The following is a 23,691-nucleotide window of genomic DNA, read 5'->3' on the forward strand; positions in this document are numbered from 1 at the left end:
GACCCGGATATTGTAGCGGCGCTACCCTTTGAGCGACCCCAGCGTAATATTGCCGACAAGCTGCTTCAGCCCAAGCGCCAGCAGCACGAGCGGAGGCAGCATCATGAGCGTCACACCGGCCAACACCAGATTCCATGAGGTAAAATCTTCAAATTGCAGCATGTTCACGCCGATTTGCACCGTCCGCATGCTCTGATCGTTCGTAATCAACAGCGGCCACAAATACATGTTCCACGCTCCGATGAAGCTGTATAAGGCCAATGTCGCAAAAGCGGAACGCGATAGCGGCAGCACGATGCTGCTAAAAATGCGGACATGCCCGTATCCGTCCATTTTGGCCGCTTCAAAAATTTCCCGGGGCAGCTGCATGAAAAACTGCCGCAGCAAAAACGTGCCGAATCCGGTCGACAGAAAAGGTACGATCAGGCCTGAATACGAATCGATCCATCCCCAGCTGCGTATCGTCAGGAAGTTGGGGATCATCGTGACTTCCCACGGAATCATCATCGTGGCCAAAAACAGCGAGAAAATAAACGGTTTGCCCGGAAAGCGGACGAACGCAAAAGCATAAGCCGCCAAACTGGCCGTAAGCAAATGGCCTCCCGTAATCGCGAAGGAAACGATGAAGCTGTTCAGCGTAAACCTCGCAACGGGAACGAGCGACAGCACTGTTTTGAAGTTCTCCAGGTACAAACTTGACGGCCAAAGAACCGGCGGCAAGGAATCCATCTCCGCAGGAGTCAGCAATGACGCGGAAAAAGCATAATACACTGGATAAAGGATCACTATCGCTATGAAGCCCAGCAAAACCAATAAAGCCGAATGCTGCCAAGTTTTTTTCATGAATAATGGACTCTCCTTTCCGCCGCCCGGAACTGAATGACCGTGAGCAGCAAAAGGATCAGAAATAATACGATCGCTTGCGCGCTTCCCGTATCGAAACGGTAATTGACGAACGCTTCCTGATACAAATCGTAGACGACGACATTTGTCGCATTCATCGGCCCGCCTTTTGTCAGCATCGAGATTTGCCCGAAGCTTTGCAGGGCGCCGATGACGGAAATGATCGTTACAAAAAATAAAGTCGGCGACAGCAGCGGCAGCGTAATTTTGAAAACCGAGGATAATGGGCCGGCCCCGTCGATTTTGGCGCTCTCGTACACTTCTTCAGGTATCCCTTTGACCCCGCTCAAAATGACCAAATACGTGAACCCGATATTCAGCCAAACCGTCATGATGGAAACGGACAGCATCGCGAACGCCGGATCGGTCAACCATCCGACCGGAGACATGCCGGCAAAACCCAGGAAATAATTGAGCATCCCTGCGGAAGGATGGAATAATATTTTCCAAATGACGGAAGCTATGCCGACCGGCATCGCAATGGAAATCGAAAATATGAATTGAAAGATGAGATTGATTTTGCTCTTTTTATGCGTCACGATCGCCAGAAACACGGAGATGATGATGCACGCCGGTATCGTCATCAGCGCAAACACGAATGAACGCTGCAAGCTTTCGTAAAAATGCCCGGAAGTGAGCAGCTCGGCATAATTGGAAAGCCCGGCAAACCCCGTAATTTTCCCGCGCAAATCCGTATGGTGCACGCTTAAATAGACCGACATCAAAAACGGATAAAACATAAAGACGCCGAATCCCAGCAGGGAGGGAAGCAAAAACCCGTATCCGACCGCCGCTTCCCTCATTTTGTAATCACGTTTAATCAAATCGCGCAAGCCTCCCTGAACATTATGCTTTTTCCGCTATTTGCCCGGCCCGTTTAAAAATGCGAACAGCTCGTCCGGCAAATCGGTTTGAATCATATTGACGCCGCGTTCGATATGCCAGCCCCAACCTAGCGACTTATTCGTAAGCGAAAGTTCATCGGCGTGCCCGCCGCATAACGAATCCCACATCGTATTGGTCCAAATTCTGCCGGACCCCTGCAAACGCCGGATCGTCTCCGCCGCAATAATGATGCTGTCGTCCTGCTCAAACAGCAGCTCGAAAGCCCGCGGTTTGATTCGCGCCAGCAGATCATCCAAGTGCCCGAGCAAATGCTGATTGGATTCATCGATAATTTGCATATATTCCGGGCGCTCCGCTTTGTTTTCGAGAAACTCCCATACTTCTTCGATCTCTGCCGTGCTTTTGAACAACCCCTGCTTCACCGTTCCGGTCTCCGCCAAAACCCGATAAACCTCTTCGCGCACGTTCCAGCATTTATCCAAATTGATCATAATTTTATTTTTTGCCAGCAGCATGGCCTCGGCCAGCGTAGGAATCGTTTCGTCAGTCAGCATGGCATTCCGTTCGCCTTGACCCTCCTTGAGACGAAGCGCCCGAAGCTCGTTAAAAGTGAGGTCGCTGATCCGGCCGGAGCCGTTCGTCATGCGGTCGACCGTTTCGTCATGCATCAGGATAAGGCAGCCATCTTTCGTTGGCTGCACATCAATTTCGACCATATCTATTCCTGCATCGATCGAATGTTGTATGGCTTTCAAGGAGTTTTCAGGCGCCTGCCTCCAATTCCCCCTGTGCGCCACAATCATGGTCCTGCCGCTGCAATCCAGGAAATCGGAATAAATGTTTTCAAAAATCGTTTGATTAGCTTGTTTGCCTTGTTTGCGGTTCAATTGCTTCAGCCTCTATTCTGTGTCTGTTTTTAGGGTAAGCAGTTCGAAAATGACAAAAAAACAGCTTGATTAAAGTAAAATTTTTATCTTTAATATAGTGTTTAATTTACTATAGTATTGTAAAATCTAATCATCGATTATATTAATGTTTTGTGAATGTGAATGATCTTAACACTTCCCGCTTCCCATTTATAGGAATATTGATTATAATGGGTTGATATGAAGTAAAATTATCACTAAAATTTTTAGGAGTTTGATGTACATGGCAACAATTAAAGATATCGCCCAGCTAGCCAATGTTTCGGCAACTACCGTATCGCGGGTGCTGAATAACGATCAGTCTCTGAGCGTTTCCGATAAAACCCGGAGCAAAGTGCTGGAAGCCGCCAGGCAGCTGGATTACAAAACCGTCGTGGAACGGTACGCCAAAAAATATTACCGGCTCGCTCTCATATACAAACCGAGCATCTTCTACAGCCATCTGGAAAATGATTTTCATTTCTCGATCCGCAACGGCATCGATAAAATTTGCCTGCAGTACGAAATCGACATCGTCAACGTATTCAATGTGTCCAACACGTCTTTTGAAAATTTGCACGGCGCCATCATTCAGGGAAATTACACCAATGAAGAAATCAGGGAAATGACGGCCGGGCTTCAAGCAAAGCACGTTCTGATTGTCGGCAGATGCCCGGACGACAACAAATACGACTGCGTCTGGTTCGATGCGAGGCGGGCCGTTTACTCGGCGCTGAACTATTTAACGGGGCTCGGGCACCGCGACATCGGCTTTATGGGATGCTACGAAAGCCCGGATCTCGACATGGAGGATCGAAGAGATCAAATATTTCTTCGCTATATGTCGAAGTTTTCGGAGAATGCGGCTTCGCGGGTATATGTAGGGGAACACGGCCTTAAAAACGGCTACAAATTAATGGAGCGCGCCTTTCATGACGGACCGCTGCCGTCAGCCTTTTTCATTGCGAACGATCCTACGGCGCTCGGGGCGTTGGAATTTTTGAAGGAGCACAACATTTCGGTTCCCGAAACACTCAGCATCGTCAGTTTCGACGGCCATCACATGACGCAATATACGACCCCGGCGATGTCGACGGTGCAAATACCGACGGAATACATGGGCAAAGTTGCCGTACAGACGATCATCGAAAAAATCGAGGAAATCCGCAGTTTGACCAAAAGGGTGCTCGTTCCGACGGAATTGTGTATCCGCGACAGCTGTAAAGCTTACAAGTAATGTATGGCTTTGCCGGAAAATACAAAACGCGCCGTACGCGAGCCCCTCTTTTGGAGGGGCCGGCATACGGCGCGGCTGTTCTTTTTCTATTTAAAATCCACCCAATTAGCGCCGTTGAAAGACGATCGTTTTGTTGTTGTGGCAGGGGGGGTTTTGGCTTTGATAAAAGGAAAGGATGGTGATTGCATGGGACTCCCCCAGGAGCGAGAAAGTCTTTCATATAAAAAATATTTGGCTCTAGGCGACGATGCGAGATGCGAGGTTATTGACGGTCAAATCTACGATATGTCAGCGATACCGTCTACAAAACATCAAGCCGTGCAAAGGGAATTGCTGACCGAGTTCAACTTGTTTTTGTGGGGAAAAACATGCAGTGTGTTCGGTTCGCCGATCGATGTCTGCTTTTCGGAAGAAGACAATGACATAAAGAACGTTAAAGAATGGGTAGAACCGGATCTGGTTGTTATATGCGACAAATCTAAAATTCAAGAGAAGCGCATCGTCGGCGTTCCCGATCTCGTAATCGAAATCCTTTCCCCCTTCACATCCAGAAGGGACAAAATCATTAAATACGACCGTTACCAGAGAGCAGGGGTAAAAGAATACTGGATCGTCGATCCTTCCAGAAACCCGCACTCCAGAGCCGGTCGGACAATCCGTCTGGTTGCCTGGTTGCGTGAAAAAAACCTGTAAAAGTGCAGTTTTTGCTCAATGGATACGCTGTTCGCGGTGAAAAGCCTGCAAATGTGCAGGCTTTTCACCGCGAACATGGGTTCAGATTCAATTTTGCGGAAAATTCCTGCACAATCGCAGGTTTTTCGCCAAAATGAACCATTTACATGGAAAAAGCCTGCATTTTTGTAGGTTTTACGTTGCCAAGCCGACTTGTCCCCCCACTTCAGTTCCACAACCTATGAAGGAGAGACGTGGTCCACTTCAGCTCCACCCCCGTGCAGGAGATATTTCAAAAGAGCTCGGCTATCGCAATCACCCCTCCGGCAAATGCGGCAGGAAGCGGTAGCCGATGCCAGGCTCGGTTTCGATAAACTTCGGCCGCGTTGGATCTTCTTCCAGCTTCTTCCTCAGATGACCGATGTAGATGCGCAAATAGTGGCTATCCGATTCATGATGATGCCCGCCCCACACTTGCTGGAGCAGCTGCCGCTGCGTGACGACTTTGCCTGCGTTGGAGGCGAGTGCTTTCAGAAGATCGTATTCCGTCGGCGTCAGCTTTACCCGGCTGCCGTCCAGCTCTACTAACCGCTGAGCCAGATCGATCACCAGATTGCCGAATTGCAAAATCGGCTCGTTCGCCGTTTTCGCCACGTGCCGCAGCGCTACGCGGATTCTGGCGACAAGCTCCCCCATGCCGAACGGCTTGGTGACATAATCGTCGGCTCCGCTGTCCAGCGCGGCGATTTTATCTTCTTCACGGTCTTTCGCCGTAAGCACGATAATCGGTATCCGCGACCATTCGCGGATTCGGTGCAGCACCTCCATCCCGGACATACTCGGCAGCCCGAGATCCAGCACGACGAGGTCCGGATGCACGATGCTCGCCTGGTATACGCCGTCTTCTCCCGATGCCGATTCATGGATTTCAAAGTTGTGGGCTTGCAGGGTCACTTTTAGCAGCTTCCGGATTTGGGGCTCGTCATCAATGATTAATATGCGTGCTCCATTAGTCGTTGTCATGATGCTCATTGTCCCCTTCCGGCATTGGTCTATGAAAAAAACGATGATCTCCCTTGGGCAAAACAATCGTAATGACAGTGCCTTTGTCTACATTCGGTTCCGCGGCGATCGTTCCTCCGTGGGCTTCGACGATGCCTTTGCAAATGGCAAGCCCCAAGCCTGTTCCGGGTACGTGCCTTGTCGCGACCGCGCGATAAAATTTATCAAAAATCCGCTCGCGGTCGGCAGCCGCAATCCCCGCCCCCGAATCGGCCACGGCCATCGTTACGCGGTGCTCGTCCTGCCCGACGGTGATGACGATTTCGCTGTAATCCGGCGAATATTTGATCGCATTGCTGACTACGTTCACCAGCACCTGCTCCAGCAGCACTTCGTCGCCCAGCAGGAACGGGGCGGGTTCCGGCAGCATGACGCGGATTTTGCGGTGCTGCTGAAAATCTTTCACCTGCGCCAGAACGACGCCGATGATGTCCTCGGCATCGCACCACTTTTTGCGCAGCCGGAGCATGCCGCTTTCCAGCTTCACCATGCCGAGCAGGTTCGTGACCAGCCGGTTCATCCGCAAAGCGCCGTCCCTGATCGTAGCCAGCAGATCAAGCCGGTCCTCCGGCGAAAACATACGATCGCCCTCGATCAGGCCGGTCGCCGATCCGATGATCGTCGCCAGAGGCGTGCGCAGCTCGTGGGATACGGAATCGAGCAGCGCCGTTCGGATTCTCTCCGATTCGGCGGTCAAATGGGCAAGCTTGGCCTCCTCGCCCAATTTCACGCGGGCAATGGCGCTTGCAGCCAAGCCCCCGATCGCTTCCAGCAATCGCACATTTTCCGGCGCGGCGCCTGCATCCTGTCCCTCCATATCGAGATTGACGGCCAATACGCCGTATACCCGATCTTCCGTGCGCAGAGGAACGTATAAGCCTGGGGATTCCCTGAGCGTGTTGGACCCCCTTCCGGCCATTTCGCCATGCTCATATACCCACTTCGCTATTGCCATTTCCGATTCTCCCCTCCCCCAGTCCGAAGGGCCGGGAGAATAGACGGTCACCGCCAGCTCGTCTTTGCTGTCCGGCAAAAAAATCGCGACTTGCGTATGGATCGTATCGGACACTTGGCGGGAAACATTCTCCAAGAGCGAATTCAAATCCGTTATCGCCGTCATTTGCCGGCTGATCGCATACAGGGAGGCCGTCGTCGCCTCCCTTTGCTTGGCAAAATTCAGCTGCTGTCTTAGCCGGGCGGCGAGACTGGCTGTCAGCGCGGCGACGGCCATATACACGGCGAAGGAAAGCACATAGCGCAAATCTGCGACCGTAAAGCTGAGAAAAGGCGGGACAAAAAAGAAATCGAAAGCAAGCACGCCCGCGCTGGCCGCGTAGATAGAAGGCCCGAGTCCCCAATATACCGCACTAAAAAGAACGGGCAGCAAATACATCAACGCAATATTGACCGTGTCAAACGATTGCTCGAAAGTTTGCAAGATAACGGTTAAAAGGATAACGGCAAAAGTAACCCATGCATAAGGCTTCCAACCGAAAATGCGCGGCGGGCGGGCCGCGCCTTCTTTGTCCGGGGACCCTTTCGGCTTCCCCGGTATGACGTGGATGCTGATCCCGCCGCTGCCCCGGATCACTTGCTCCACAACGGAACTGCGGAACCATTCCACGATGCGGGAACGGTTCGGCTTGCCGATAATGATCTGCTTCACATTGCGGGCGCGCGCCAAAGACAGCAGCTCTTGGGCGACATCGCTGCCTGTAACGGACATCACCTCGGCGCCCAATTGTTCGGCCAGCTGCAAATTGCGCGCAAGCTGGTCGTGCTGCCCTTCGCCGCCCGGCATCCCTTGCGGCGTCTGCACGTAGACGGCTATCCAGTCCGCTTTGAGACTGGCGGCCATTTGCCGCCCCGTCCGGAGAAGCTGATAGGAGAAGGGGCTTGCGCTTACGCAAACCATCACCTTCTCCGCAACGGGCCAGGGGCCTGCAATATCCTTGGCGTGCATATACCGCTCAAGCTGGCTGTCCAGCCGCTGGGCGGCATAGCGGAACGCCATTTCGCGCAGCGCGTTGATGTTCCCGATGCGGAAAAACCGCTGCAGCTCGGCTTGCTTTTTGCCGCCAAGAAACAGCCGCTCCATTCGCCCGATCCACTCGTCCGTCGGTATATCGACCAACTGAATTTGGTCCGCCCGCTCCAGAAAAGTATCAGGCACCGTTTCAGCGACTTCGCTTCCGATAATCCGGGTCACCGTATCGTTCAAGCTTTCCACATGCTGGATGTTGAGCGTGGTGTAGACGTCTATTCCTTGCGAAAGAACGGCCTCCACGTCCAAATAACGCTTGGGCTTCAAAGCACCCGGCGCATTCGCATGTTCGAGGCGGTCGATGAGCACCAGCCCCGGACGTCTCCTTATAATTTCTTCCGTATCCATTTCCCGGGCAATGCGGCCCCGGTACTCAACGGCGCGGGGCGATACGCGCGGAAACATCTCCCGGGAGAGCAGCTGCTGCGTTTCCGGGTAATCCCCGGCGTCCACCCACCCGAGCAGAACGTCGGTCCCTTTGTCTCTTTGCCGTTTGGCTGCCGCAAGCATCGCGTACGTTTTGCCCGCACCGGGAGCGGCGCCCAGAAATAAAGTTAATTTCCCTCTTTCATTGCGTGAGGAATCGATCCTGATCACACCCTGTGCACACTCGTATATTCAACTGTTCCATTCCATTATAATGCGATATTGGGATCAAAATCAGCTACAATTAATATATCCCTATGTCTGGAAAAACGAATCAGCCGCTTCACAACGGAACCGTGACGCAGCTCTTGCCGCCAAGAAAGCTTCGATTGGCCGATCACCAGCTGCGTCGCCTCCGCCTCATCCGCTTTCGCCGATAAAACTTTAGCGATATCCCCCTGCGTCCCGCTTTCATGAACCGCGAACTTGCCGCCCAGTCTGACCGTCAGCCTCTCCATGGCGTCCAGCCTCTGCTTCAGCTCATCGGTAACGGCGCCGCCAACCTGGACGTAATTGACGTACCAGGGGGCTTTCAGCCGATAAGCGGTGCGGAAGCCGCGCCGAATTAACCGTTCGGCATGCGGCGTGCTGTTCACGCACACGAATATCACTTCTTTTCTTCTCCACGGGCCGCGGAGCGAGCTTTTTCGTTCCAGCGATTCCAGCCTTTCGTCGACATCGTCGGCGATTTCGCGCAGCGCAAGCTCGCGCAAGGCGATGAGATTTCCCGTTTTAAAAAAGTGATGCAGCGCCTGCTCGATTTTGGCCGCGGCATATATTTTCCCCTCGCGCATGCGCTGCTGCAGCGCTTCCGGGGCGACGTCGATCAACTGCACTTCATCGGCCATTTGCAAAATGCTGTCCGGCACCGTTTCCCTGACGCGGATGCCGGTTATTTGCTCCACAGCATCGTTCAAGCTTTCCAAATGCTGCACATTCACAGTCGTAATAACGGATATTCCCGCATCCAAAATTTCCAGAACATCTTCATATCTTTTTTTGTTTTTGCTCCCGGGGACGTTCGTATGCGCGAGTTCGTCGACCAGCACGACCTCAGGACAGGCGCGAATGATCGCCTGCGTATCCATCTCCTCCAGCGTTACGCCCTGGTACACCGTGCGCTGCCGCGGGATGACCGGCAAATTCCCGGTCTGGGCGATCGTCTCTTTGCGGTTGTGCGTTTCCAGCAGGCCGATTCGCACATCGATGCCTTTTTTCAGATGGTCGTTGCCCTCGCGGAGCATCATATACGTTTTCCCTACGCCGGGCGCGGCTCCGATATACACTTTGAACTTGCCGCGCTTGATTTTGCCGATTTTTTCGGCAACCTCCTGCTCGCTTAACCGGCGGTATTTGTGCTGTTCTTTGGCGGCTACGATTTTGGCCGGAAGAATCCGTTCGCCTTCATGCTCCGCGCGGTCGGCTACCAGAAAGACGTCGATATTTTTTACAATTTTCAAAAGCGCGTTGACGACGGAACCCTGCCAAAACTCCTGCCATCTCGTATGCTTCGTATGGCCCATCACGATGCGCGTGACATGATGACGGGCCGCGTACTGAACGATCGTCTTGGGAATGCGACGGCGATGTTGAAAAGGATGCTCCGCGAACTCGCCGCCGACTTTTTCTACGAGCTTGATCATATTTCTGCGAAAAGTGGCCGCTTCTTTCGATAACGGCTTTTTAAAATCGCGGAACGTGATCACCGCCAGATCGCCGTTCAACCTTTTGGCCACTTGCTGGCCCCTGCGGACGTAAATCGAGCCGTTCCAATGATACTGCGTGGACACCAGAATGCGCTCGGCGGCCCCGGACGGGCCCAGAAGCCCCATTTCTTCCCGGTGCTCCTTCAGGGACTCGTTCACATCCTCGGCGACCAACCGCAGGGCAAGCTCCCGCAAAACGCCCAAATTGCCGCGCTCAAAAACCGGCGCATCCTTGTTTATTTTCAGATGCCCCTCGGCAAGCCGGTTCAGAACCGTTTCGGGCGTAACATCGATGAGCCTTACTTCGTCGGCAAGCTCCAGCGTGTCCGCGGGAACGGTATGCTCGACCTCGATCCCCGTCAGCTTTTGGGCAAGCTCGGTGTACCCCTCCAATTCATACACGTTAACCGTCGTGATCACGCTAATGTCATGGGCGAGCAAAAACTTGATGTCGTCCAGCCTGGTCGGAAAACGGGCTTCCGGACGGTTCCGGTGGGCCAGCCCGTCAACGAGCACGACTTCGGGATTTCGCGTGAGTAAGGCATCCAGATTTAAATCTTTCATTTCGGTATCATGGCGGAACCAATGCAGGCTGGAAACCCTCTCCAGATCGCCCAGCTGCTCCACGGTCTCGGGCCTTTGCAGCGTTGAAACCGCGCAAATGACGACGTCGATCCCCTGCTGCCTGAGCGTATGTCCTTCGCGCAGCATATGATACGTCTTCCCGGAACCGCTGACAGGACCGATATAAATTTTTAAAGTGCCGCGGTGGAGCTTGGAGATCGAGTGCAGGATTTCCTCCGGCGTCTTTCTTTTAAAGCTTTCCACTGCCTATCAGCTCCATGTTCAATTCCGTTACGTTTACGCGCGGTTCGCCGAAAATGCCAAGCTGCCGGCTTTTCGTATGGGCGTCGATCATTTGATACAGCTGCTCGCTGCCGATTCCCGTTTCCCGGCTGATTCTCGGAACTTGCGCCCTCGCCGCTTCCGGAGACAAATCCGGGTCGAACCCGGAGCCGGAAGCCGTGACCAGATCGGTGGGGACGCTTTGCATATCCGGGTTCTCTTTTTTCACATCGCCGATTTGACCGGCAACGCCTTTTACATAATCGTCGGAGGCGACCGCCACATTCGAACCGGCGGAAGCGGCAGGATCGTATTTGGCGTTCGACGCTCTGGGGTGAAAAAGCTTCGGCGACTCAAAATTTTGCGCCAACAGCTCCGAACCGACCGTTACGCCTCCCGATTCGATCAAACTGCCGTCAGCCTGCTTGGGGAATAGCGCTTGAGCGACCCCGGTCGTAACCAGGGGATAAATGAGTCCGCAAATAAGCATCAGCACTACGGATACGCGGATCGCAGTCCATATCGTTTTCATATTCATATCTCCTAATTTATGTTTTTAGACGATGTGCAGCCCGGAAAGCACCAGATCAATCGCTTTAATGCCGATGAACGGAACGATCACGCCGCCGACGCCGTAGATGAGAACGTTGCGCGCAAGCAGTCTATCCGCTGTCATCGCGCGGTATTTCACGCCTTTCATCGCAATCGGGATGAGCAGCGGGATAATGACGGCGTTGAAAATCAATGCCGATAAAATGGCCGACTGCGGCGAGGCCAAATGCATGATGTTCAGCGCCGCGAGCTGCGGCATCGCCAAAATGAACATAGCGGGAATGATCGCAAAATATTTGGCGATATCGTTGGCGATGGAAAAGGTCGTGAGTGCGCCGCGCGTAATCAGCAGCTGTTTGCCGATGGAAACGACGGACAGCAGCTTCGTCGGATCGGAATCCAGATCGATCATGTTGGCGGCCTCTTTGGCGGCCATCGTGCCGGAGTTCATCGCGAGCCCGACATCCGCCTGCGCAAGAGCCGGGGCGTCGTTCGTGCCGTCGCCGGTCATGGCGACAAGCTTGCCCTCCATCTGCTCTTTTTTGATCGCAGCGATTTTATCCTCCGGCTTCGCTTCGGCGATAAAATCGTCCACGCCCGCCTCCAGCGCGATCGTGGCCGCCGTAAGCGGATTATCGCCCGTGCACATAATCGTCTTGATCCCCATCGCCCGAAGCTCCGCGAACCGGTCTTTCAACCCGGGCTTTACCGTATCTTTCAGGTAAATCACGCCATAGATGCGCTCGCCGACCGCTACGGCCAGCGGCGTACCCCCGGCCTTCGCGATGCGGCTCGCGATCTCTTCCAGGTCGGCGGGAATCCCGCCGCCTTGGGCCAGCACATGCTTCCTGATCGCATCGACCGCGCCTTTGCGGATTTGCGCGCCGCCGGCCAGGTTAAGGCCGGACATCCGCGTCTCCGCCGTAAACTCGACGGCTTCGGCGCCGGCATATTCGCTTTCGGCCCACGATTCTCCGAGCTTGCCGGCAAGCTCCACGACGGAACGCCCTTCAGGCGTTTCATCCTTGACGGAAGCTTTCAAAGCGGCCAAGGTCATTTCTTTGGACGATACGCCCTTGACGGGCACGAACTCCGCAGCCATCCGGTTTCCGTAAGTGATCGTCCCTGTTTTGTCCAGGATCAGCGTATCGATATCACCGGCCGCTTCAACCGCTTTGCCGGACATCGCCAGCACGTTGAACTGCGTAACCCGGTCCATCCCCGCGATGCCGATCGCGGACAGCAGCCCGCCGATCGTCGTCGGAATCAGACAAACGAGCAGGGCGATCAAAGTCGCCAGATCCAATTGAATGTTCAAGTACTGCGCCATGGGAACCATCGTCATAATAACAATAAGGAAGATGAGCGTTAATACGGCAAGCAGCGTCGTTAAAGCGATCTCGTTCGGCGTTTTTTGCCGTGTGGCGCCTTCGACGAGGGAAATCATCCGGTCCAAAAAAGATTCGCCGGGGTCGGTCATCACTTTCACGACGATATAGTCCGAAGCGACTCGGGTTCCCCCGGTAACGGAAGAAAAGTCCCCGCCCGCTTCTTTAATGACCGGCGCGGATTCCCCGGTTATCGCCGATTCGTCGATGGAGGCGAGCCCTTCGACGATTTCGCCGTCCGTAGGAATGATTTCGCCGGCATCGACGCGGACGATGTCTCCTTTTTTCAATTGAGTGGACGATACTTGCTTATAAGAGCCGTCTTTTTGCACGAGCTTCGCCATCGTCTCGGATTTCGTTTTGCGCAGCGTATCGGCTTGCGCCTTGCCGCGGCCTTCCGCCAGCGCTTCGGCGAAATTGGCGAACAGCACCGTGAACAGCAGGATGAAAAATACGGCGATATTGTAGCCCCGGCCTGCATTTGAAGCGACAAAAAGATCCGGCTTGACCGATAGCAGCAAAGTGATGAAAGTTCCTACTTCTACAATAAACATCACCGGATTTTTAATCATTGTTGCGGGATTGAGCTTTTTAAAAGCATCGATGATCGCCTGTGAGACAATTTCTTTCGTTAATGTTTTTTTACGTGCAGCAGCCATATGGATCCTCCCTCTTCTCTGCGCCGCGCTTAATGCGGCATGGCCAAATGTTCGGCAATCGGTCCCAATGCAAGTGCGGGGAAGAACGTAAGCGCCCCGATCACGACGATGATCACCACCAATATTCCGGTGAACAATGGGGTATTCGTCCGCAAAGTCCCTGCGGTTGCCGGAACCGTACGCTTGATGGCCAAAGAACCGGCGATCGCCAGCATCGCAATGATCGAAATATACCGGCCGAACAGCATGACGAGCCCAATGCCCACATTGTAAAAATCCGTATTTGCATTCAAGCCCGCAAAGGCGGAACCGTTATTGGCAGCCCCCGACGTAAAGGCGTAAAGCACTTCCGAAAGGCCGTGCATGCCCGGGTTGGCAATCGAAGCGACCGCTTCCGGACGCATGAGCGCCAAAGCCGTAGGCGCAAGAATGATGATCGGATGGACGAGCAGCGCGATGGAAGCCAGCTTGATCTCTTTGCCTTCGATCTTTTTGCCGAGAAATTCCGGCGTCCGCCCGACCATCAGACCGCAAATAAAAATGGACAAAATAAGATACAATAAACCGTTCAAAAGCCCTACGCCTTTGCCGCCAAAAACGTTATTGAGCATCATCTCAGCAAGTGCGGTAAAACCGCCCATCGGGGTCAAAGATTCATGCATATTGTTGACGGAGCCTGTCGTCGCGGCGGTCGTCACCGCTGTGAACAGCGCGGATTCCGCCAGCCCGAACCGGACCTCCTTGCCCTCCATGTTGCCGTGAACGCCCATTGCATCAAGCGCGGCAACCCCGCGGTACTCGGAGACAAACACCGTCGTCAGCATGACCAGAAAAATGAAGCCCATCGCCGCAAATACGGCCCAGCCCTGCTTTTTATTTTTGATCATGAGGCCGAAAGCATAGACGAGCGCCGTCGGCAGCAGCATCATGCAAACGATGTGGACCAGGTTGGCCAGAGGAGTCGGGTTTTCAAAAGGATGCGCGGAGTTCGTACCGAACCACCCGCCTCCGTTCGTGCCGAGATGCTTGATGGATTCAAGCGATGCTACAAGCCCGCGTGTTATCGTCTGCTGAGCGCCTTCCAGCGTCGTCGCCGTCACTGCGCCCTGCAGCGTCTGCGGTACGCCCTGGAACACCAGGAATAGGGCGACAATAAAACTGAGCGGCAAAAAGATGCGCGTAATCGAGCGGACCAGATCTACGTAAAAGTTGCCGAGATTATCCTCGCGGCCGATTAATCCGCGAATGAACGCGATCGCAACCGCAAAGCCAGTCGCCGCCGATGTGAACATCGGAAACGTGATGGCGAGCATTTGCGATAAATACGACAGCGCGTTTTCCCCGCTGTAGGACTGCCAGTTCGTATTGGTAATAAAGGACGCCGCCGTATTAAAAGCTTGCGCGGCCGGCATATTATCAATCCCGTCCGGATTGAGCGGCAAATACTTTTGCAGCCGCAGGACGAGAAACAGCAGAATGAACATAATGAAATTAGAAAGAAGCATGGCTGCCAAATATTGCTTCCAGCCCATGGACTCCTGTTCGCGAACTCCCATCGTCCGGTAAACGATCCGCTCGAACGGACCGAAAACCCGGTCCAGACCGGTCTTTTCATGACTAAACACTTTAACCAAATAGCTGCCCGCAGGCTTAACCAATAACATGATGATGACCAGCGTTATGGCTACCTGTAACAATCCCATGCCCATGCAAGATTTCCTCCTCGCTCGACTAAACCCATAATCTCTTTAAAACTTCTCCGGCTTCACCAGAACAAACCCAAGGTACACAATCAAGGCAAAAGCAATAATCCCTATCACCGTCATGGGGCTACCTCCTCTTGGCAACAACTGTCGATTGAGTCCGCTGTCCCCTTAAACAATCAATCGCATACGAACTCCCCCTCGTCGCCACAGTGAAATCTTAATACGGATCGGCGTAAAAAGGGGGTAAATAAACGGGGCCAGGGTGTAAAAAAAACATAAAAATCGCACGCGAAAAGTGTATCCGCCGCGAAAAAGGCAACAGCCCTTTTATCCGATGCAAAGGGCTGGGAGGGGCGGCCGGTGAGGCGAACGCCGCCATGTAGCGGTACGCTACGCGCCGGGATTCGTTGGCTCCGCGAACCCCGCCCGTTGGGCCCGCGCCACGCTACGCCACACCTGTGCGCCGGGATTCGCGGGCTCCGCGCCCCCGCCCACTGGGCCCGCACCACGCTCCGCTACACCTGCCCGCCGGATTCGCGGGCTCCGCGCCCCCGCCCACTGGGCCCGCACCACGCTCCGCTACACCTGCCCGCCGGATTCGCGGACTCCGCGCTACGCGCCCGCTGGGCCCGCGCCACGCTCCTCCACACCTGCACGCCGGGATTCGCGGGCTCCGCGAGCCCCGCCCGTTGGGCCCGTGCCACGCTCCTCCACACCTGCACGCCGGGATTCGCGGACTCCGCGCTACGCGCCCGTGCCTTCCCTCAGGGATTACGTCGCCGCAAGACGGGCGGTCCGGCAAGACGAAATCAGGAAAAACCTGCAAAAATACAGGTTTTCCAGCGGAAATGATTCATTTTGGCAAAAAGCCTGCAAAAGCGCAGGCTTTTTCGGCGAAAATGAACCTGAGCCTATGTGCGCGGCGCAAAACCTGCACAATTGCAGGAATTCTTCGCGGCCGGCGTACAAAGGGCGCAAATTCATGTATTTTTGCAGGTTTTCTTCGCGCCGCTAGGCAATCCGCTAGCCGGAATCAGGAAAAACCTGCAAAAATACAGGTTTTCCAGCGGTAATGATTCATTTTGGCTAAAAGCCTGCGAAAGCGCAGGCTTTTTCGGCGAAAATGAACCTGAGCCTATGTGCGCGGCGCAAAACCTGCACAATTGCAGGAATTCTTCGCGGCCGGCGTAAAAAGGGTGCAAATTCATGTATTTTTGCAGGTTTTCTTCGTGCCGCCAGGCAGATTGCGGCTGTTCGGCTCTGGCGCGGGGGTTTTTAGGCTTGATCTCGCTGTCGGTCTGCCTGTCGGGCGGCTGCGCCATCTTTGAGCGGCATGTGGCCGACCGACCGCCGTCATGCAGCGCGACACCGCGCGCTGGGAGCTGCGCGCGGTGCGAACCGCCGCGAACCGCCGCAACCCACCGCCGGACGAGCCTCGGGTGGGCTTCGGGCGAGTCACGGACGGGCGCCTGCGACACCATTGGATGAAGGACATCGGTGAAGGCGTCGAGTTTTTAGAATAAAAAAAGACAGACCCCAAAGGATCTGTCCCAAAGTTACTGCCGCCTTGCAAGAAGGCTGTTTATTTATCCAAATAACTGATCAATCTGTGAATCAATACGGCTGTTTCTTCCCGGGTCATCGGGTTCGAAGGCCTGAACGTGCCGTCTTCGTAGCCGTCCATGAATCCGCTCTGACGGATTTGCTTGACATAGGAACGCGCATATTCCGGTATGTCGGCCGCATCTGCGAACGGCTTCCCGTCTCCCGCCGCACTGCTTGCGCCGCTCACAACTCTGCCCAAAAGCGCAACGGCTTCCGCGCGCGTAATCGGCGCATCGCTATCCAGCACGAGTCCGCTAGCGGTTTGACGGCCTCCCATAATATTTTGAACCACGGACGTATACAGGTAAGGCTTGGCCCAGTCTGCAATTCGATTCCAATCTTTAAACTCATTCTCCAGATTGCCGTTTTGCAAGGCCAGTTTTTTCGCCGCAACGAGCAGTTTCATAAATTCCGCCCTTGAAATGCTGCGCTCCGGCTCGAAAAGGAGATTATCGCCTTGGGAAACGCCGTCGACGACGCCCAGCGATTGCAGCGCGTAGATGCCTGCAGCGGACCATCTGCCTTTGGCAACATCTTTAAAGTTGACAGGCTGTGCGACATTAAACAATGCAAACTTGCCCAGACGCCCGGCCTGCACGGTGACCTCGCCGTGAGCGGCGTCGTTCACGCCCTGAACCATTTCCCATTTTTGCATATAGTCGTTAAAACGGTATACCGTCAAGCCGCTTGAATCCGGGAATTGCGAAGCGTCGTAATGGAACTTCACTTCGGCCGGCTTGCTCGTCTGCTTGCCGCTGCGGACAATACCCAGCTCATAAATGCCGGAAACAAGCTGTTTGGTGCGCTTCTCTTCGCTGCTGACGTATTTGCCGGCGTCGCTTGCTTTGCCGACAACCAGTTTGTCAGCCTGGCTGACCGTACCTTTATAGATGGAAACGGTAATTTCTTCAACCCGCTTGCTTTGCAAATCGGTATCCGGATACAGATCGAATACGCCTGTTTCCTTGATGCCTTGCGTTTTGAAGCGGTCGAGCATTTGCTGCAGCAGCGCATCCAGATCCTTGTCCTTGTTCCCGTCTTCGGCGGGAACAACCGGACCGGTGATCGGCGGTGTGCCGCCGCTATCCGAGGAATCGCTTTTGGCCTCGATCTTAATCGTCTTCGTATCCTGCAAGGCGGTTCCGTTATCCAGCGTGTAGGTGGCGAGTACGCTGACATCGCCGGCCTGCAGCGCCTTCAGCTTGCCGGATGCATCTATAGATGCGATCTCTGAGCCTTTGGTCAGCTCCCACTTGATCTGATCCGGTTTGAGAGCTACCGTGGAACCCTCGTCATCGATGCCGGTAAGCTTCAGCTGAAGCGATTCGCCTGCTTGCATTTTGGACACATCCAGCGACTGTTTGACGCCGACAAGCTGGATCGTTTTCGGATCTCTTTCAATATGAATCGTCATTTCGTCTTGGGCCGTCGCACCGCTGATCAACTTGTAGGAAGCGCGGACAGTAACATCCCCCTTGGCAAGCGCCGTCAGGCTGCCGGAACGGTCGAGGCTGGCGAAGGTATCGCCGCTCGTGAGCTCCCAGGTCACCCTGCTGTCATCGAGTGTGACGGCGGTGCCGTCATCCCTCAAGCCGGTGAGATCCAGTTTGACCGTGTCGCCGATGAACATTTTTTGCACGGTCGGAGACAGCTTCACTTTGCTTATCGGTTTGATGTCCGTTTCCCCGCCGACCTTCACAACGACGGCGTCCTGGAACGAATACGTATCCGCCACTTGATACGAGGCAAGGAGAACGACGTCCCCTTCCTGGTTTACCGTCAGCTTCCCGCTCGCATCCACTTGGGCGATCGACTCGCCTTCCATGAACTCCCATTTTACATATTCCGGATCGACGACCATTTCAGTTCCTGCGGCATCGTTTTGAATGCCGATCAGTTGAAGCTGCACGGAATCCCCGGCTTTCATCTTCTCCACATTCGGCGTCAAGCGCACTTTCTTGAGCGGCTTGATGGAGCCGTTGATAACCTGCAGCCTGGAAGTAGTCGTATTGCCTACGGCGTCCGAAGATGAAACGGCAATCTGACTTTTGTATTGATTGCTCAGCGGTATGGACGCATGGAAATTGCCTTTGTCGTCAACGGACACTTCGCGGCCGTCAACGACCACTTTGGCGCCCGCTTCCGTACTGCCTTGAATTTCCGCGGTGCCGCTTGGCGCAATCGAATCGGATGCAGGGCTGTCGAGCATCACTACAGGCGCCTTCGTATCGACGACGAACTTCACCCGTTTCACGGCGATGTCTCCGTCTTTGTTTTTGGCGACCACATCAACATAATGAATGCCGTCCGTCAGCTGATAAAGGGTAAGCTCATCGCTTGTGCCCTGCAGTTGCTTGCCGTACTTCACGGAATCGACGTAAATGTCGGCCGTAACCTCTTCCCCGGCGCTCAGCTTCAGCTTCACATCGCGTTCGCTCACGCCCGTCATTTGCGGAGCGGAGCCCTGTACGATGTCGATGGCTTCCGTATCGGCGATAAGGACGCCCTCCTTCGTTTTGCCTGCGACGCTGACCGCAATCTGCGGAGGATTAGGCTTCGGCAGCTCCACGGCGGCGCTGATGACGGTCGGTCCGTAGTAAGTTTTGCTCTTCTTGTTGTCCTGACTGTCCGTCTCCTGTCTTACCGGCGTAACCCCGATCTTGTAAGTTTTGCCAGTTTCCAGCCCGAGAATTTCAGGCGTTTTGCTGGCACTGGCCGGTCTTTTGTAAGTACCGCCAATAATGACGTTGTAATTACCGTTCTGGTCTTTCTTCGTATTCTTCGCGTCAACGTAGGCGGCGCCGAATGTGTCGACCGCTTTACCGTCCGCGTCGAACACTTCGATATTGTAGCCCGTAGTCGCCGGATCGGCGCTTGCCGGCCAGGTAGCGCGCAGCATGCCGTTGCCGTTCTTGGCGCCCTGCACGGAGCCGACGGCTGCCGGAGCTTTCGGATTCACGATATGCAGCAGCTCCGAATCCTTTTCGCTGTAGGACATTTTCTCCGTCGACAGACCGAAATGGACGTAGTAATCGCCGGATTGCACATCGTCCGGTATATCGATCGTCTGCCCGCCTGTCTGCGGGTCCAGCGTGGCGATCACTCGGCCGGCGTTCTCCTTCTCCGTGGACAAGGAGACGATAAGCTTCGACGCTTCGTCGGGGTTGGCCGACGCTTTATAATGCTCGCCGCTCCAGCTCAACTGCAGCTTGTTGCCGGCTGCAAGCTCCGCGCTTGCGGCTGTCAGCTTCGGCACAGGCATCACCTGCGCCAGCTTCGTTTCGACTTCGCGGTCGGAAGTCAGCGTATAGACACCTGCTTCCGGCTTTTCGAAGCCGATCACCATGTAATGCTTCTCGACGCCGTTATCGGTGGCCTTGCGAATGAAGTAATTTCCTTTCTCTACCAGATCGATAGGCGTGCCGTCCGGCTTGGTAACACTCACCTGAGGGAGAGCGCCCTCATACGCCACTTCGACCAGATAGCTGCTGGAAGCGTCATTCATCGCAAAAGTATGCGTCTTTTTGTCGTCGGCTGCCGCAAGCGCCGCGCCCGTACCGTAGATCGGCGACTCGTTGTCGAAAATTACGCCGTTCTTCGAAGCCAGCAGCGATGTCGGCTTCGAGCTGCCGATAATCCGCATATTCGTGCCGTACATCATCGTGCCTTTTTGGTTCCCTTTTCTGACCGGCATGGAATAAATGCCCCTGTTGCGGTTGGTGCGAGGAATATAACTCGGATCGGAAGATGCGATACCAACCCCGACATCCAGACCGCCTGACCAATAATAATCGGCCGACAGTTCGATGGATACGAGAAGCAGGTTGATCTGCGCCGCGGCCCAAATTTCCTCGTTGTTGATGCCCGCGGAAGCTCTCGCCAGCGTTTCCCCGCCGACAAAAGGAACCGCATCCGGGATTTTCAGCTCAATGCTGGCCCTTCCGTCAAAACGCTTATCGGATACATAGACACTGCCGCCGCCGCTAATGAGCCCGCTCAAAATATCGATCGTACCGCCGCCGGTGACATAGAAGCTCTCATCCGTCCCCGTATCCCAGGAAGCTTCCAAATAGGCCGTCTTGAAAATCGGCAGGGAGGCAACGTCCAGATTGCCGTCGATGCGCATTTTTCTCCGGTCGAATTTCCCTTCGAATTCTCCCTTGAACACCATATCTCCCTTGATGTCCTTTATCGCGCCGATATCGCTGAGCACGACCACCGTGAAAATATCGGCTCCGCCGTAGTACGGATTCGTCAGCTCGGCCAAATTCTCGACGCCGCCGCCCAGCTTCGTCACGTATACGCTGCCGGGGACGACCGGAATGCCTGGATCGCCTTCACCCGAAAGCACGAGCTTGTTCAAATACCACGTATCGTTTTGCCGTTCGCGGATAATCTCAAAGCTGACCTCCGCTTTCACGACGCCGATTTCCGCCGACCCGTCCACTGTGTAATGGCCGTTGAAGGTGTCGACGCCCACGTTAGCCTCGACGCCTTTGACTATCCCGTAGTTGGATAGCGACAGCTCGCCCTTGGCGATCAGACCTTCATAGCCTTTGCGGGAGAAAAGAATGTCCTTCGCATCGATGGACAGCGTTCCTTTCGATTCTTCTCCGTCCGCATTTTTCTTGCCGCTGCCAAGGAACGGCAGAGACACCTTCGCGCCGAAGGACAACACGTCCTTGTCATTGCGGTTCGCCAAAATCAAATCGTTAACGTCGACCGGCAAACCGGACAACATGACGTTCAGGAACTTGCCGACGCCGTCCATATGCACGACGACTGCCTCGTCCTTCGCCTTGTCGCGATCCCCGTCCAGCGTATATTTGAGGCCGTCCTGGAGCGCAATGTTGAAGTTGTCGTACCAGAAATCAAAGCCGTTCTTGGCGTTAACGCTGAGCAAGCCTTGTCCTTGAATATACACGTACGTTGCTTTCAACTGGCTCATTTGATCCTTATTCAGCCCGGATTGACCGCTATTATAAGGATAATCGATATCAAAGCCTGTGTTGGTCGAAGTAAAGACCTTGTTGAAGCCGAACTCCGGCAGACCCAGATCGGCGTTCGCGGCAGGCTTCACTTCCGTTCCCTGCTGAAGCGGACTGCCGATAACATCGAAATTCCACTCGAAACCGGGATTGAAATTCGGCTGCAAATCGTAAGCAAAGCCGAAATTGTATGTGCTGTCGATGTTGCGCACCTGCTGCTTGTTGTCCGAAATGATCATCGGAACCGGCGAGCTGTAAGTCATGACATCGTTGATAATGGCCTTCTTGTTCGCCGAGTAAACCAAATATTTCGATACTTGCCCCGCCGGGGTGCGCACCTCGCGAATATCGCCCTTAATGGTGAGAAGCACGCTGCGTTCCGGATCGCCTTCCTTATGATTGGTCAGAAGGCTCGCTTTGAGCTTCTCCAGCTGACTTTCGTCTTTCAGCGGCAGAACGCGGTAAATAAACGTCGGCTCGCTGCCCGAACTCTTGAGCGCAAAATCTTTGAGAACGGCAAGAACGCCGTAATTTCTCGAAATATACGATTTATCGTTCGTAGACATCAGCTTGAACGGCAGTTGGGTTCTCGTGCCGTCGTTCTGTTCGACAATAATGTTGTATTCGCCTACCGGCTGCTCGTCTTCCAGCGTCGCCAAAATGGTCGTATCGTCAGGCACCGAAATTTGGCTGGACGGTACTTTCAGCTCCTGCTTGGTGCCCGTATGCTGGAGGAACAGCTTCCATTTGGTCGTGTCCTTATACATCTCGAAGCCCGTTCCTTTAATCGTAAACGAACGTTTGCCGCTGTAGTAGAGCTTGTCCGGGCTTACAGTGTTGTAAACCGTTTTCGGCGGTCCGCCGTTCACACTTGGCAGCAGGACGAAACGGCTGGAAGTGTAAATGTCCGAAGTGCTTACCTTGCCGTCGGCCCCGATCTGTCTGCTGTCGTACACATCGACGCGATATTTCTCCATTTTGTAAATATCCTGCGGCAAAGCCTTGACCCGCCATGTAAACGCCTGCTGCTCGCCGACCTTGAGAAGCCGCTTGACCTTGGTGCTCTCCTCGCCTTTGACAAGCTGCAGCCCTTTTTCAAAGCTGATGGACGCCGTGACGTTGTATACCTCGGCCGAGTTCGGAAGATTGTTTTCGACAAATGCCGTAATCTCGAACTCTTCTTCCTTATAACCGTCATACGTATCGTTCACATTCAATTTGGAGATGGAAGACAACTGTACGTTATAGCTGTACGTCTTGTCGGGCACTTCCCCGATGCCGTAGTACGTTTCAAAAACGGTGCGCTCTCCGCTCGGAAGCTCTGTAGGATTCCAGTAAAAAGCGACAGCCGTATCCTTCTTCCCGTAGCTTGACTCAATCGTAAAATTGAGATCGGGATTCGCCTGGTAATCCCATGTCGATTTGGATAATCCCTGCCAGTGTCCGATGATCATCGAATCCGGCGCTTTGTTGCCCCAACCGCTGGTCAACCCGTATGAAACGACGTTTGGCGCAAATTCGTTGTCGCTCGCGCGCCAAATTTTGGGCACGTCGCCGCCTTTGAAAACCTTCTCGGTATCGATAAATTGATTCCCGATCTTGATGCCTGCGCCGTCATTCGTTCCGGTCATCACATCAAGCAGGATGCGGCTGCCGACCTGTACGGACGCCGCGGATTTGTTCGTTACGCCGTATTGAATGAACACATTGCCGTAATTCGGATTTTCCTTATCGATGATGAGCTCCAGCTTCTGCTTGATCTCGACGCCATCGACATCCCACGTCGTTACAATCGCTTTGCCTTGAATTTCCGGGCGGCCCTGCAAAGCGGCCTTGCGCGCCAGACTGAACCCGTAGCCCTCCCCGAAAATGTAATCCTCGTCATTGATCCGGAACGTCGTAAACGACGTATCCGGACTTTTATCCTGAAACAACAGCCATTTGTCATCATCGCTCTTTCTGAGCGGGTTGCCTTGAACGGTTTTGATCGTATAATGGCCCTTGCCGTCAACGACCATCTTCACAATCCCGTTGTCCAGCTCCAGAGGCGGATCGGTTACGACCGCCGCATGAACCAATTCAGCGGAAGAATACATAAACAGCATGAGGACGACTAAAAAACTGCTAATCCATTTGTACACAGCCT

General features: G+C 54.1%; 14 protein-coding genes. 2 read left to right on the forward strand and 12 right to left on the reverse strand.

Annotated elements, in window-relative coordinates:
• Positions 1–21 precede the first annotated feature (21 nt).
• Genes AC3G2T_RS09620 through AC3G2T_RS09630 form a run of 3 tightly spaced genes read right to left on the reverse strand, consistent with a single transcriptional unit; the run spans position 22 to position 2,636 of the window.
• On the reverse strand, positions 22–843 hold the full coding sequence (locus AC3G2T_RS09620) for a carbohydrate ABC transporter permease (RefSeq protein ID WP_474679969.1): 822 nt from the start codon (positions 841–843) through the stop codon (positions 22–24).
• Positions 840–1,727 carry a carbohydrate ABC transporter permease gene (locus AC3G2T_RS09625; RefSeq protein ID WP_488435285.1) on the reverse strand — a complete coding sequence of 296 codons (888 nt, stop codon included), beginning with the start codon at positions 1,725–1,727 and terminating at the stop codon, positions 840–842. Before AC3G2T_RS09625 ends, AC3G2T_RS09620 begins: the two co-directional genes overlap by 4 nt.
• 36 nt (positions 1,728–1,763) lie before the next feature.
• Positions 1,764–2,636 carry a glycerophosphodiester phosphodiesterase family protein gene (locus AC3G2T_RS09630; protein ID WP_488435286.1) on the reverse strand — a complete coding sequence of 291 codons (873 nt, stop codon included), beginning with the start codon at positions 2,634–2,636 and terminating at the stop codon, positions 1,764–1,766.
• Between the two features lie 262 nt (positions 2,637–2,898).
• Between AC3G2T_RS09630 and AC3G2T_RS09635 the strand changes: the two genes are divergently transcribed.
• Together AC3G2T_RS09635 and AC3G2T_RS09640 are read left to right on the forward strand one after the other, a co-directional pair.
• Positions 2,899–3,891: a LacI family DNA-binding transcriptional regulator gene (locus tag AC3G2T_RS09635; RefSeq protein ID WP_488435287.1), complete on the forward strand. Its 993-nt coding sequence runs from the start codon at positions 2,899–2,901 to the stop codon at positions 3,889–3,891.
• Positions 3,892–3,894: 3 nt separating this feature from the next.
• Entirely contained in the window at positions 3,895–4,584 is a 690-nt protein-coding gene (locus AC3G2T_RS09640; RefSeq protein ID WP_488435288.1) for a Uma2 family endonuclease, read from the forward strand.
• Between the two features lie 294 nt (positions 4,585–4,878).
• On the opposite strand, the gene AC3G2T_RS09645 is transcribed toward AC3G2T_RS09640, so the two are convergent.
• The 9 genes from AC3G2T_RS09645 to AC3G2T_RS09685 form a co-directional block, all read right to left on the reverse strand.
• Entirely contained in the window at positions 4,879–5,586 is a 708-nt protein-coding gene (locus tag AC3G2T_RS09645; RefSeq protein ID WP_488435289.1) for a response regulator, read from the reverse strand.
• Positions 5,573–8,266 (reverse strand): ATP-binding protein, encoded by a 2,694-nt coding sequence (locus tag AC3G2T_RS09650; protein ID WP_488435290.1) that lies wholly within the window; start codon positions 8,264–8,266, stop codon positions 5,573–5,575. Before AC3G2T_RS09650 ends, AC3G2T_RS09645 begins: the two co-directional genes overlap by 14 nt.
• 38 nt (positions 8,267–8,304) lie before the next feature.
• Positions 8,305–10,629, reverse strand: a complete 2,325-nt coding sequence (locus tag AC3G2T_RS09655; RefSeq protein ID WP_488435291.1) for a histidine kinase — start codon at positions 10,627–10,629, stop codon at positions 8,305–8,307.
• Complete coding sequence (kdpC, locus tag AC3G2T_RS09660; protein ID WP_488435292.1) at positions 10,616–11,179, reverse strand: potassium-transporting ATPase subunit KdpC; 564 nt, start codon at positions 11,177–11,179, stop codon at positions 10,616–10,618. The genes AC3G2T_RS09655 and kdpC overlap by 14 nt, the downstream gene beginning before the upstream one ends.
• A 24-nt stretch (positions 11,180–11,203) precedes the next feature.
• Positions 11,204–13,246, reverse strand: coding sequence for a potassium-transporting ATPase subunit KdpB (gene kdpB, locus AC3G2T_RS09665; protein ID WP_488435293.1), 2,043 nt, complete (start codon positions 13,244–13,246; stop codon positions 11,204–11,206).
• A 29-nt stretch (positions 13,247–13,275) separates the two neighbouring features.
• Positions 13,276–14,949 carry a potassium-transporting ATPase subunit KdpA gene (kdpA, locus tag AC3G2T_RS09670; RefSeq protein ID WP_488435360.1) on the reverse strand — a complete coding sequence of 558 codons (1,674 nt, stop codon included), beginning with the start codon at positions 14,947–14,949 and terminating at the stop codon, positions 13,276–13,278.
• Between the two features lie 45 nt (positions 14,950–14,994).
• The gene (locus tag AC3G2T_RS09675) at positions 14,995–15,072 is read right to left on the reverse strand and encodes a potassium-transporting ATPase subunit F (RefSeq protein ID WP_474680251.1); all 78 of its coding nucleotides are present in this window, start codon (positions 15,070–15,072) and stop codon (positions 14,995–14,997) included.
• Between the two features lie 860 nt (positions 15,073–15,932).
• Complete coding sequence (locus AC3G2T_RS09680; protein ID WP_488435294.1) at positions 15,933–16,433, reverse strand: hypothetical protein; 501 nt, start codon at positions 16,431–16,433, stop codon at positions 15,933–15,935.
• A 101-nt stretch (positions 16,434–16,534) separates the two neighbouring features.
• On the reverse strand, positions 16,535–23,686 hold the full coding sequence (locus AC3G2T_RS09685; RefSeq protein ID WP_488435295.1) for an S-layer homology domain-containing protein: 7,152 nt from the start codon (positions 23,684–23,686) through the stop codon (positions 16,535–16,537).
• Positions 23,687–23,691: the final 5 nt, after the last annotated feature.

Source organism: Paenibacillus sp. sgz302191 (assembly GCF_057749925.1).

Coding starts and splice junctions, on each gene's coding strand:
- AC3G2T_RS09620 (WP_474679969.1), bottom strand. CDS start 843: ATGAAAAAAACTTGGCAGCATTCGGCTTTATTGGTTTTGCTGGGCTTC.
- AC3G2T_RS09635 (WP_488435287.1), top strand. CDS start 2,899: ATGGCAACAATTAAAGATATCGCCCAGCTAGCCAATGTTTCGGCAACT.
- AC3G2T_RS09640 (WP_488435288.1), top strand. CDS start 3,895: ATGGCTTTGCCGGAAAATACAAAACGCGCCGTACGCGAGCCCCTCTTT.
- AC3G2T_RS09645 (WP_488435289.1), bottom strand. CDS start 5,586: ATGACAACGACTAATGGAGCACGCATATTAATCATTGATGACGAGCCC.
- kdpC (WP_488435292.1), bottom strand. CDS start 11,179: ATGAAAACGATATGGACTGCGATCCGCGTATCCGTAGTGCTGATGCTT.
- kdpB (WP_488435293.1), bottom strand. CDS start 13,246: ATGGCTGCTGCACGTAAAAAAACATTAACGAAAGAAATTGTCTCACAG.
- kdpA (WP_488435360.1), bottom strand. CDS start 14,949: ATGGGATTGTTACAGGTAGCCATAACGCTGGTCATCATCATGTTATTG.
- AC3G2T_RS09675 (WP_474680251.1), bottom strand. CDS start 15,072: ATGACGGTGATAGGGATTATTGCTTTTGCCTTGATTGTGTACCTTGGG.
- AC3G2T_RS09680 (WP_488435294.1), bottom strand. CDS start 16,433: ATGGTGTCGCAGGCGCCCGTCCGTGACTCGCCCGAAGCCCACCCGAGG.